This is a genomic window from Streptomyces sp. NBC_00483 (genome assembly GCF_036013745.1).
Classification (GTDB): domain Bacteria; phylum Actinomycetota; class Actinomycetes; order Streptomycetales; family Streptomycetaceae; genus Streptomyces.
Genome location: NZ_CP107880.1, coordinates 9,698,157 through 9,710,725, shown reverse-complemented (window position 1 = coordinate 9,710,725; position 12,569 = coordinate 9,698,157). Strand labels below are relative to the sequence as shown.

At 72.0% G+C, this 12,569-nt stretch carries 9 protein-coding genes; all 9 read left to right on the top strand.

Translation table 11 applies throughout. The features are described 5' to 3' along the window. Positions 1-21 precede the first annotated feature (21 nt). The 9 genes from OHA73_RS43385 (at position 22) to OHA73_RS43345 (ending at position 12,546) form a co-directional block, all read left to right on the top strand. Positions 22-330, top strand: coding sequence for a sarcosine oxidase subunit delta (locus tag OHA73_RS43385; RefSeq protein ID WP_266724720.1), 309 nt, complete (start codon positions 22-24; stop codon positions 328-330). Continuing rightward, positions 327-3,191, top strand: coding sequence for a 2Fe-2S iron-sulfur cluster-binding protein (locus tag OHA73_RS43380; RefSeq protein ID WP_327658150.1), 2,865 nt, complete (start codon positions 327-329; stop codon positions 3,189-3,191). Before OHA73_RS43385 ends, OHA73_RS43380 begins: the two co-directional genes overlap by 4 nt. Then, entirely contained in the window at positions 3,181-3,786 is a 606-nt protein-coding gene (locus OHA73_RS43375) for a sarcosine oxidase subunit gamma (protein WP_327658149.1), read from the top strand. Before OHA73_RS43380 ends, OHA73_RS43375 begins: the two co-directional genes overlap by 11 nt. A 13-nt stretch (positions 3,787-3,799) precedes the next feature. Further along, a complete protein-coding gene (purU, locus tag OHA73_RS43370; RefSeq protein WP_327658148.1) occupies positions 3,800-4,678 on the top strand; it encodes a formyltetrahydrofolate deformylase in 879 nt (292 codons plus the stop codon). Between the two features lie 112 nt (positions 4,679-4,790). Then, positions 4,791-6,548 (top strand): trypsin-like serine peptidase, encoded by a 1,758-nt coding sequence (locus OHA73_RS43365; RefSeq protein ID WP_327658147.1) that lies wholly within the window; start codon positions 4,791-4,793, stop codon positions 6,546-6,548. 24 nt (positions 6,549-6,572) lie between these two features. Continuing rightward, complete coding sequence (locus tag OHA73_RS43360) at positions 6,573-8,789, top strand: tetratricopeptide repeat protein (RefSeq protein WP_327658146.1); 2,217 nt, start codon at positions 6,573-6,575, stop codon at positions 8,787-8,789. Positions 8,790-8,885: 96 nt separating this feature from the next. Beyond that, complete coding sequence (locus OHA73_RS43355) at positions 8,886-10,361, top strand: VWA domain-containing protein (protein WP_327658145.1); 1,476 nt, start codon at positions 8,886-8,888, stop codon at positions 10,359-10,361. Next, complete coding sequence (locus OHA73_RS43350; protein ID WP_327658144.1) at positions 10,358-11,278, top strand: hypothetical protein; 921 nt, start codon at positions 10,358-10,360, stop codon at positions 11,276-11,278. Before OHA73_RS43355 ends, OHA73_RS43350 begins: the two co-directional genes overlap by 4 nt. Next, positions 11,275-12,546, top strand: a complete 1,272-nt coding sequence (locus OHA73_RS43345) for an ABC transporter substrate-binding protein (RefSeq protein ID WP_327658143.1) — start codon at positions 11,275-11,277, stop codon at positions 12,544-12,546. The genes OHA73_RS43350 and OHA73_RS43345 overlap by 4 nt, the downstream gene beginning before the upstream one ends. Positions 12,547-12,569 lie beyond the last annotated feature (23 nt).

Here is a 12,569-nt window from a genome sequence, read left to right as displayed (position 1 = left end):
ACCTTCTGAGGAGACCGTGAGATGCAGTTGATTCCCTGCCCCTGGTGCGGGCCGCGCGAGGAGACCGAGTTCCACTACGGCGGCCAGGCGCACGTCGAGCACCCCGCGGACCCGCATGCGCTCGACGACGAGCAGTGGGCCCAGTACGTCTTCTTCCGCGACAACCCCAAGGGCCCCTTCGCCGAGCGGTGGGCGCACACGGCGGGCTGTCGCCGCTGGTTCAACGCCGTGCGCGACACCGTGAGTTACGAGTTCCTGACCGTGTACCCCGTGGGGCCCCCGAACCCGCTCGGCACCGGCACGCGAGAGCGCCAGGAGGCGACCGCATGAGCACTCCCTTCCGTACCTCCTCCGCCGCGTACGGGCGCATCGACCGCTCCACCACGCTGGACTTCGTCTTCGACGGGACGCCGTACACGGGGCACCCCGGTGACACCCTCGCCTCCGCGCTGCTGGCGAACGGCGTGCACCGGGTGGCGACGAGCATCAAGTACGGCCGCCCGCGCGGCATCCTGGCCGCCGGTGTCGAGGAGCCCAACGCGCTCGTGCAGATCGAGGCGCCGTTCCCCGAGCCGATGCTCACCGCCACCACGGTCGAGCTCTACGACGGTCTGGTGGCGCGCGGCCTCGGCGGCCAGGGGCGGCTCGCCGGCGAACCCGATCCCGCCCGCTACGACGCGCAGCACCTGCACGCCGAGCTGCTGATCGTCGGCGCGGGCCCTGCCGGTCTCGCGGCCGCGCTCGCCGCGTCCGACGCAGGGGTCCGGGTCGTCCTCGTCGACAGCGCACCGGAGTTGGGAGGCAGCCTGCTCGGCACGCGGGAGACCGTCGACGGCCGGCCCGCGCAGGAGTGGGTGGACTCGGTGACGCGGCGGCTCGCGGCGTCCGGGAACGTGACCGTCCTGACCCGCACCACCGCCTTCGGCCACTACGACGACAACCTCGTCCTCGCCCTGGAGAAGCGCACCGACCACCTCGGCGCCGCCGCCCCGAGCCACGTGTCCCGGCAGCGGGTGTGGCGCATCCGTGCCGAGCAGGTTGTGCACGCGACCGGCGCCACCGAGCGGCCGATCGTCTTCGACGACAACGACCGCCCCGGCATCATGTTCGCTTCCGCGGCCCGTACGTACCTGGGCCGGTACGGCGTCCTCGTCGGCCGCCGGGCCGCCGTCTTCACGACGAACGACTCCGCGTACGACGCGGTGCTCGAACTCGCCGACGCGGGAGTGGAGTTCGCCGCCGTGGTCGACCCGCGGCCGACCGTCCCCGCGCGGCTCGCCGGGGCGCTGGCCGAGCGTGGCATCCCGCTGCACCGCGACCATGTCGTCACCGGGACCAGCGGCGGCGAGCGTCTCTCCCGTGTGCACATCGCCCAGCGTTCGGCGGACGACGCCCGGCGGCACGGCGTCGACTGCGACGTGCTGCTCGTCTCCGGCGGCTGGAACCCGGCCGTGGCCCTGTTCAGCCAGGCGCGCGGGAAGCTGCGCTACGACGCGGAGCTCGCCACGTTCGTGCCCACCGAGGCGCTCCCGACCGTACGGACGGCGGGCGCCGCGGACGGTCTGCGCACGCTCGGGGAGTGTCTCGGCAGCGGCATCGCCGCGACGGCCACGGCGCTGGAGGCGCTCGGCGTCGCGGTCGCGCCGTTCGGCGTTCCGGCGGCGGCCACGGAACAGCCATCCGCCAGCGCGGTGTTGTGGCGCGTGCCCAGCCCGCAGGACGGCGCGGAGGGTACGGCGCAGTTCGTCGATCTGCAACGCGACGCGCTCGCCAGCGACGTGTTCCGGGCCACCCGCGCCGGGCTCCGCTCCGTCGAGCACGTGAAGCGCTACACCACCATCGGCACCGCCCACGACCAGGGGCGTACGTCCGGGATCCTCACCTCGGGCATCGTCGCCGAGGCGCTCGGCGAGGAGGTGGCGGATCTCGGCACCACCAGCTTCCGGCCGCCCGTGCAGCCCATCGCGTTCGCCGCCTTCGCGGGCCGCAACCGGGGCGAGCTGTTCGACCCGGTGCGGGTGACCGCGCTGCACGCCTGGCACGAGCGGCACGGCGCGCTGTTCGAGGACGTCGGCCAGTGGAAGCGGCCCTGCTACTACCCGCTGCCCGGCGAGACGATGGACGACGCGGTGCAGCGCGAGTGCCACGCGGCGCGCAACGGCGTTGCCATGATGGACGGTTCGACGCTCGGCAAGATCAGCGTGCAGGGCCCGGACGCGGGCGAGCTGCTCAACCGGCTCTACACGAACATGATGGCCACACTGAAGCCCGGCCGGATCCGCTACGGGGTCATGTGCGGCGTCGACGGGATGACCATCGACGACGGCACGGTCATCCGCGTCTCGGAGAACGAGTTCCTCGTCACGACCACAACGGGCAACGCCGCCAAGGTCCTTGAGTGGATGGAGGAGTGGCTCCAGACGGAGTGGCCCGACCTGCGCGTCCACCTCACGTCCGTGACCGAGCACTGGGCGACGGTCCCGCTCGTGGGCCCGCGCTCCCGGGAGGTGCTCGCCGCGGTCGTCGGCGACGGCCTGGACGTCTCCAACGAGGCGTTCCCGTTCATGAGTTGGCGGGACACGGTGATCGCGGGCGTCGACGCCCGACTGTGCCGCATCAGCTTCTCCGGCGAGCTCGCGTACGAGGTCAATGTGCCGGCCTGGTACGCCACCACGGTCTGGCAGGCGCTGTACGACGCCGGGCAGCCGCTGGGCCTCACCCCGTACGGCACCGAGACCATGCACGTGCTGCGCGCCGAGAAGGCGTACCCGATCATCGGGCAGGACACCGACGGCACGGTCACCCCGCAGGACCTCGGCATGAACTGGGTGATCTCCAAGAAGAAGCCGGACTTCGTCGGCAAGCGCTCCTTCGCCCGGCCCGAGAACCAGCGCCCCGACCGCAAGCGGCTGGTCGCGCTGCTGCCCACCGACGAGCGCACCCTGCTGCCGGAAGGCGCGCAGATCATCGCCACCGAGGCGGTCCCCGCACCGCCGGTCCCGATGCTCGGCCATGTCACCTCCAGCTACCGCAGCGACGCCCTGCAACGCACCTTCGCCCTGGCGCTCGTGCGCTCCGGCGCCGCCCTCGTCGGCGAGACCCTCTACGTCCCGCTCGACGGCGCCACCGTGCCGGTGACCGTCGCCGAACCCGTCCTCTTCGACAAGGAAGGAGCCCGCCGTGACGGCTGACGCCCCCGCCCCCACGCCCGCGCACACCCCCGCACGCATCAGCCCGCTCGCCGACTGGGCCCCGCGGCTCCCCTCCGGCCTGACCGCCCGCGAACTCCCGTACCTGACCCAACTGACGCTCCGGGTGACACCGGGCAGCGCGGCGGCCACCATCATCGAGAGGTACCTCGGGTACACGCTGCCCGACGCCTGCCGCGCCCAACTGGACACCGAGGTCAAGGCGCTCTGGCTCGGCCCCGACGAATGGCTCCTGGTCGCACCCGCAGGTCGCGCCGAGGAGCTGACAGCCGGGCTGCGGTCGGCGATCGGCGAGGAGTTCGCCACCGTCACCGACACCTCCGCGCAGCGCACCGTCCTCGCCCTCGCGGGCCCCTTGCTGCCGGAGGTCCTGTCGCAGGGCTGCGCCCTGGATCTCGCGCCGGGCAAGGCCGACGCGGGCGCCTGCCACACCACGCTGCTCGCGCAGGCCGGTGTCACGCTCGTGGTGCGCGAAGCGGGCCCGCGGGCGGTCTGGCTGCTCGTCCGGTCGTCCTTCGCCGGGTACCTCGCGGCGTGGCTGGCCGACGCCTGCACCGAGTACGCCGTCGAATGCTGAGGAGACACCTGCCGTGACCACCACACGCAGCGCACGCACCGACAGCGATCAGTACATCCTGACCCTCAACTGCCCGGCCCGCCCCGGCATCGTGCACGCCGTCACCGCGTTCCTGGTCGGCGAGGGCTGCGACATCACCGAGCACCAGCAGTTCGACGACACCGACAACGACACCGTCTTCCTGCGGACGAGTTTCAACGCGCCCGCCGGGACAGGACCGGCCCACCTGGAGGAGCGCTTCGCCGCCACGGCCGAGACGTACGCGATGGACTGGCGGCTGCGCGACGCGGCGGCCACACCCCGGGTGCTCGTCATGGTGTCGAAGTTCGACCACTGCCTTGCCGACCTGCTGTACCGGTGGCGCAGCGGCACCCTCGACGGGGACATCGCCCTCGTCGTCTCCAACCATCCCGATCTGCGCGAACAGGCGGAGCAGGCGGGCGTGGAGTTCCTGCACGTGCCGGTCACCCGTGACACCAAGGCGGGGGCCGAGGAGCAGCTGTTGCGGCTCGTGGACGAGCACGCCATCGACCTGGTGGTGCTCGCCCGGTACATGCAGATCCTCTCCGACGACCTGTGCAAGGCGCTGGAGGGGCGGGCCATCAACATCCACCACTCGTTCCTGCCGAGCTTCGCCGGCGCCAAGCCCTACCACCAGGCCCACGCGCGGGGCGTCAAGCTCGTCGGCGCGACCGCCCACTACGTCACCGGGGACCTGGACGAGGGGCCCATCATCGAGCAGGAGGTGATCCGCGTGGACCACCGCCAGAGCGCCCGGGAACTCGTCCTCGTCGGCCGGGACGCCGAGCGGGTCGCGCTGGCCCGCGCGGTGAACTGGCACTGCCAGAACCGCGTCCTGCTGCACGGAAACCGGACGGTCGTCTTCAACTGAGACCAACCACGCGTCAGGACTCAAGTCAGTACGGGGGAAGGGGAATTACCAGAAAGCAGGAACTGCGGACGAAGCCTCCTGCACCACCCGTCCGGTGGGTAACGTGGACGGGATGACACAGCATCAGCACCACGACGAGCCGTGGCGGGTGCGGATCGACGACGTGAACGGGCAGTGGCACGGCGCGGGGGTCCTGCTCGACGACCGGTACGTGCTGACGTGTGCGCACGTGGTGAAGTACGCCGGCGGCACATCCGACACGAGCGAGGCGCCCCGGCCCGCGGCGCGGGTGCGCGTACGCAGCGTGGCCTGTGTGCCGGAGTGGACGCTCGACGCCCAAGTCGTCGACGGCACCTGGGTGTACAAGGGCACGCAGCGCGGTGACGTCGCGCTCCTCGAACTGGCCGAGGAGCCGGGGTGCGGGCAGCGCACCACGCTGTGGAGGGCGCCGATCTCCGGGGGCAGGGTCCGTGCCTACGGATTCCCGGCGAACGTACCGAACGGTCTCAGCGCCGACGCGGAGCTGGCCGGGTCGGGCGGCGCGGAGGGCGAGTGGGGTCAGCTCAAGAAGCTGGACCCGGACGGCCCGTGGATCGTTCCGGGGTATTCGGGCGCCGGGGTGATGGCCCTGGACGGGGACTTCGAGGACAAGGTGATCGGCATCGTCGTCGCCGAGTACCGGGACGAGAACGCCAGGGCGGCCTGGATACTGCCCACCGAGACGATCTTGTATTACGTGGACCGGATCAGGGAGTTCTGCGACGGCGAGCCCGGCATCGCCCTGCTCGGCGCTCCCGACAACGGCAACGGGACGGGCGACGCACTGCTCGAGGATCCGCTGCAGCGCGCGCTGACGAAGGAGCTGGCCGGGATGCTGAGCGGCGGCTCCTGGTCGGGCGCCGTCGTCCTGGTGACGGGACGGGCCACAGGACCCGGCTCGTCGTGGTTGGTGCGTCTCGCCCGGACCTCGGACGCGGCGGCCCCGCCAGCCGACGACCGGGGCGTTCGCTCCCGCACCACGGGCGACACCTCGCTCGGATTCGGCGCCGTGGACGCCGCGTACGACGCACGGGGCCGGTCGACGGACGAGGTGATCAAGTATCTCGTCCGGCGTTTCGGGATCGCCCACCACACGGATTCCGCCCCGGAGTTGGTGCACGTCCTGACGCATCGGCGGCCGCCCGCCTGCGTGATCGTGGACGGCGTCGACCAGGCCACCGATCCCCAGCGGTTGATCTCCGACGTGCTGGCTCCGCTGGCGCGGCGGGCCCGCGCCCGCGGGATGCGGCTCGTCCTGGGCTTCGAGGAGCCACCGCCGCGCGACCTCCCGCACGACACGTCGCTCGATCCGACCCCGCTGTCCGGCGACGGATCGGAGGAGAGGGTGACTCCGGAAAAGGCCCTTGAGGCCGTCGACCGGCTCGCCCGGGTCGAGGAGCGTGCGGTGCGGGCGAAGCAGACGCCCGCGAACAGGTTCCTGGAGCCGCCGCGCCTGCCGGTGGCCCAGGCCCCGCGCCTGGCCGTCCGGCTCGCGGTGGCCGGCACCGCCGACCCTGGCGGTGAACTGGCCGCCGTGGCGCGGCACGCGCGGGCGGCCCAGGAGGCGCTGGCGCACTACACCGACGAGTTGCGGACGATGCAGAGCGAGCGCACGGAGCTCGGCGTCACCCTCGATCTGTACCGGGGTCGCGCCGCCCGGCTGATCGGCGAGGAGCACCGGGAGGAGGGGGACCTGGAGCTCGTGGAGCTGTACGCGGCCGCCGCGCGTGCCCTGCACGGCGTTCCCGTCGATCTCGCGGCGGCCAGGCGTCGCGTTCCCCGGTACGTCGCGGCGATCGACCGGCGCATCGAGGGCGATGCGGCGCAGTAGGGATACGTCAGGAGGGGTGAGGCCATGAGGGAGTGCAACCGTCCCGAATGCGGTGAAGGCACCATCAATGAGCACGGGTTCTGCACGGTGTGCGCCCTGGAGCCGCTCCCGCGCGAGCGCATGGGCCCGCCCGCCGTGGCGCCACCACCGCGCGTCGGTGTGCGCCGGGTGCGCCCCGACCCGTGGTACGGCCTCGCCCTGGTCGACGACCCCCAGCTGCACCGGGGGGCCACGACCACGCGGCCGACCGACGCGGGGACGCTCAACGAGTCGCACCGGTTCTGCGCGAACCCCGGCTGCGGGAAGCCCGTCGGACGCGGCCGGGACGGACAGGCCGGGCTCACCGCGGGCTTCTGCGCGTACTGCGGGACGCGCTTCGACTTCACGCAGATCGAAGGTCTCGTGATCGCGGACCGCTACGAGGTCAGGCAGCTGCTCGGACAGGGCTCCTACGGCGCCGCCTACCTCGCCTACGACCGCAGGCTCGGGATCCAGGTCGTCGTCAAGCAGTTGCGTACGTCCAAGTCGAAGTGGGAGCGCGACGTCCTGGTCGACCTCCGGCACGACGCCATCGTCCGCATCCTCGGCCACGAGGAGGAGGGCGAGGGCGAGCACCGCCGCAGCTATCTCGTCCTCGAGTACGTTCCCGGTTCCGCGCTCTCGGCACGTCCGGGGGACGAGCTCGCGGACCTGCTCGCGCACGGCCTGCGCATCCTGCAGGCCCTCGACTATCTGCACCACCGCGGGCTGCTGCACTGCGACGTGAAGCCGCTGAACATCATCCGCTTCCAGGAGACGACCACGGCACGCGTCCAGAAGAACGCCCCGGACCTCGCCCGTGACCGGGTGCGGCTCATCGACTTCGGGGCCGTGCGCACCACGGACGACACCTCACCGTTCGTCGAATACACGCCCACGTACGCACCCGGGCCGGACGACGCGGAGTACACGATCGGCCCGACCCCCGGATTCGATCTGTACGGGTTGGGCGAGTCACTTCGGGAACTGTGCCGGGCCCATCTGGCCACCCCTTCGGCCCCTGGCGTGCAGGCGCTCACGCTGCTGCTCCAGAGGGCCACCCACGACGGCGGGCCCGACCGGCGGTTCACCTCGGCCCGCCAGTTCGGCGAGCAACTCAGCGGTGTGCTGCGCCAGGTCGCCGCGGCGTCCTCGGCACCCCGCCCCGTCCAGCGGGCGTCCGCACTGTTCGGACCGGTCGCCCCGACGCTGTACGGGGGCCTCGGAGCGGCCCGGCCGCTCGCCCATTGGACCGGCGCCGTACCACTGCCCCATTGGACCGACAGGGTGCCCGCGCGGCCCGAGCCGACGGACCCGCCGCCCACACCGCACGAGTTACGCGCCCTGCTGCTGCCGCTGCCGCCACCGTTCTCGACACCGGGGGCGGCGGCGATCGCGGCTGCGCTGCCGAAGCCCGTACGGGACCCCGACGACCGACTGGTCACCGAGGACGTACAACACCAACTGGCGCTGTGCAGAAGCATGTTGGGTGCGGGCGAGGTCGAGGAGTGCGCGCAGGCACTGAAGAACGTACCGCTCCCCGCTGGGCACTGGATGCGAGCCTGGTACGCGGCACTGCTCGCCCTGACGCACGATCAGGTGAAGGAGGCGATCGCCCGCTTCAAGGACGTACGTGCCGCACTCCCTGGCGAACTCGTCCCCCACCTGGCACTCGGCCTGTGCTTCGAGCTCGCCCGCAACCCTTCTTCGGCGAGGGCGCGTTACGCCACCGCGTTCGACACCGCTCCGGCGCTCGGCGCCGCCGGCTTCGGCCTGGCCCGCGTCCTGCACAGGACCGGGGAGACGGAAGCCGCCGCCCGGGTCGTCGAGACACTGACGCATGAGCTTCCCTCCGAACAGGAGGCCCGGATCGCACAGTTCCGGCTCGGCGTCGCCCGTTACGAAGCGGGACTCGACAGCGGTGCGCGACTGCGCGAGCAGTTCACGGCCCTGGACGTGGACGAAGCGGACCACGCGAGCCTCGGCGCGGAACTGGCCCACGCCCAATTCGTCCGTGAAGGCGCCCGGTTGGCCCTGTCCAGGGAGATACGCACCCTGGCGCGGCACGCCATCGGCGACCAACAGGCCAGAACCCTGGTCGACTTGGCCAATCACCTCCGACCGCCGCCCCGATGGCCGTGGAGCCCGCGCCGTCGCACGCGAGCGATCGAGCCCGGACCCCAGGGCGATAACTCCCTGCGCCTCAGCAGTTCCGGACAGTGACGGCAGACGCTAGGCTCACGCTGGTTCGTGCCGGGCATCCGGGGCAGGGAGGCCCACCGCACGGACGCTGTGTGCCATGCAGTCGGGGGGAGAGCGATGGGGAATACATCGCGTGGCCGGTTGACCTTCACGGTGGAGGTGGACGCGCCGGAAGACCTGGCCGTCGACGCGGCCCGCGCCGACGCGCTGCTCACCGTACGCGCCCGCCCCGCCGGCGAGGCCCGGGACGGCCCGGGGGACGAGAAGGCGGGGCACGGTCCGCGGCACGCCGAGGTCCTCATCATGGACCGCTCCCAGTCGATGGCCGCGAGCGGCAAGCTGGACGAGGCCAAGAAGGCCGTGTCGGCCGCGATCGACACCCTGCGGGACGGCACCCTGCTCGGAATCGTCGCGGGCGACCACGAAGCCACGGTGATCTACCCGCCTCCCGGTCGCCCCCTCGCACCGGTCGACCAGCACGTGCGACAGCACGCGAAACACCAGGTCGCCGCCCAAGTCGCCCAGGGCGGTACGCGGATCGGCCGCTGGCTCACCCTCACCCGGGACCTCTTCGACACGTCGACGGGCTCGGACACCGTCTGCCACGCCGTCCTCTACACGGACGGCAAGAACGAGCACGAGACCCCGGAGCAGCTCGCGAACGCGGTGCGCGGCTGCGCCGACCGATTCACCTGCGACGCCCGCGGCCTCGGCGAGCACTGGCACCGCACCGCGATCCGCACGGTCACCGAGGGCCTGCACGGAAGCGCGGCCGCGGTGCTCGACATCCCCGACCTCACCGAGGACTTCGTCCGTCTCATGCAGGATGCCCAGCAGCTGGTCATACCGAGGATGTACCTCGCCCTGAGCCTCACCGACCGGTTCGACCTGGGTTTCGTGCGCCAGACCCGCCCCGTCCAGGTCGACCTGACGGACCAGCGCCAGGAGCGCGGGGCCGAGATCCACATCCCGCTCGGCGCCTGGGCCGCGGGGGCACACCAGTACCACGTGTCCGTGCACTTCGAGCCCGAGAGCCTCCCCTTGAACCATCGGGTGCAGGCCGCCACCATGACTCTGCGGACCGAACCCGCGGCGGGGCAGGCCGACCGGCCCACGTGCACCGACGAGCGCGTTCTGGTCGTGAAACGCCGGTCGAACAAGGCGTTCGCGATCCCGGTCTCCGCCAACCTCACCCGCGTGGAGGCCGAACGCGAACTCCGCTTCGCGATGCAGGACTGCGCCGACGCGCACGAGCGAGGGGACAGCGCGCTCGCCGACGCGAAGTTGCGGCAGGCGCTCGCTCTCGCCGAACAGCTCGGCGACACCCGCCGGTTGCGCCTCCTTCACGCCATGGCGCAGGACGGTCCCGACGGGAAGCCCGTCGTGCGGACCGGTGTCTCGAACGGGCAGATTCAGCGGATCGGCCTGGACGCGACGCATACCGGCCCCGTGCCCGACGACCCCGTCGACGCCGACACCGGACCCCGCCGCGACACCGGCGTCTGCCCGAACTGTCAGGGACCGCTCGTCGCGCCCGACGCGAAGTTCTGCGAACCGTGCGGCGCCAGGATCGGTCCCGAGGGGGCAGGTTGAGGACCGCGGCACGCGCCGTCCTGCGCACGCTCCACCCGGTGGTGGTCCTGCGGTGGATCCGTGTGGGCATGCTCGCCATGGTGTGCGCGGTCGCGATCGTCTACATCCTGGTGGCCACCGACGGAACGCAGCAGATCACCTCCGCCCGCCGCGTCGACGCGGCCGTGCACGACATCCGGTCGGCGCGCACCGCCGCACAGTCCGCCGACAAGGCGCTCGCCACGGCCGCGCGCACCGGGCAGCTGCAACTCATCGGCACAGGATCGGAGTTCGCCAACGCGACCGCGCGCATCAACACGCTGCTGACGTCCGCGGCCGAGGGCAATGCGGCAGGCACCGCGGGGCGCTCCCAATTCCAGTTTGTCCAGGGCCAGTTGACGACCTGCCTGAAAATGGCGGCCGCGGCGGTCCGCGACTACCCGCGCAGCGGTGAACACGCGGTGGACGCCGCGCAGGGGACCCTGACCGCATCATCGATGCGCGACCCCGACACCGGGAAACCGATCCCCGGCACCGGTGGCGTGCTCGCCTCCCTGGACGACCTGGAACAGCTGCAGACGTCCGGCCTCGACCGGCAACGCGGCGAGGGGTGGCTCGACCCCGTGCAGCTGTGGATGCTCGCCTGTGCCCCGCTGCTCGTGATGCTGGCCCTCACCCTGATCACCACGGTGATCCTGTTCCGGCACTTCCACCGCCACATCGGCCCGTTGCTGCCCGCCTCGCTCGCCGTCACCGCCGCCGTCACGCTCTTCGCCGCCCTCCTCACCGGCTGGGACGAGCAGCGCCTGGCGGCCCGTCCGACCGCCGGGGCTCCGCTCGTCATGGCCCTCGCCCTGCTGGCCCTCACCGGGGCCGGCGTCCTGATCTACTTCGCCTACCGGCCACGCCTCGCCGAGTACAGGTTCCCCCACTCATGACGACATCGACCTTCCGACACCCGCGCCTGGCCTGCCTGTTCGCGGTCATGGGCCTCGTCATCGCGCTGGCGGGCTGCGGCGGTCCCGGCCCCCGCGAGGGCGTGACGATCATGGTTCCGTGGACCCAGCCGCACGAGTTCCAGGCCTTCTACGGCCTCGTCAAGGACTTCGAGCGCTCCACCGGCATCCCCGTCGACGTCCAGGTCACTCGGGACCTCACCCAGCAACTCGACGCCTCGGTGCAGGCCGGTGTCCCGCCGGACCTGGCGGTGCTGCCGAGCGCGGCCGCCGTGATCCGGTACGCGGACACGACCACGGCCAACGGCGGCCGGTTGCGGTCCCTGGACAAGACGGTCGACATCGCGGACTATCAGCAGCCGTTCCGCGGTCTGGCCCAGGTGCACGGCGTCACCTACGCGGTTCCGGTCAAGGTCGACGTCAAGAGCCTCGTCTGGTACGACGAGCAGGCATCGGGCGCACCGGGCGACGACGCGACATGGCGCTCCGTCACCGGGCAGACCGACCTCACCTGGTGCCTCGGCCTCGAATCGGGTCCGACGTCCGGGTGGCCGGGGGCCGACTGGATAGCGGACCTGCTGCTCTCGGGCGCGGGAGCGGACACCTACGAACAGTGGGTCTCCGGCGAGCTGCCCTGGACGTCCAAGCCGGTGCGGCGGGCCTGGTCGGACTGGGCCGAGGCCGTGGGCCGGAAGGTACTGAAGGGCGCGGGCCGACGGGGCTTCGTCGCGGCGACCGGAGAGCTGGCCGAGAGTTCGCCGACGTGCCGCCTGGCCCACGGCGCCCGCTCGGGCCTCGCCCCGGCCCTCCAGAAGGACTCCCGGTTCACGTTCGCCGCGCCCGATGCCGGCCGGCCCATCGAGGTGTCGGGCGACTTCGTCGGGATGTTCAGCGCGCACAACCCCGGCGCCCGCCGGTTCGTGAGCTACCTGGCGGGCGCGAAGGCCCAGCAGGCCTGGGTGAACGCGGCCGGCTCCGCCGCCTTCTCCGCGCACCGGAAGGTGACCGATTACGCCCATCCGGTGCGGCAGCGGATCGCCGGGATGCTGCGGTCACGGGAGCACACCTTGTGCTTCAGCGCGGCCGACGCGATGAGCCCCGACGTCGCTGCCGCGTTCTTTTCCACCGTCCTCGACTACGCGGACGGGAGCGAGGACCCGGGCACTCTGCTCGGCAACCTGCAGCAGGTCCAGGAGAAGTTGGGCGGGACCGGGGTGCCGCGGCAGAGCATCTGCGCCATCCCGACGTGACCGCCACCGACCAACCGAACGGG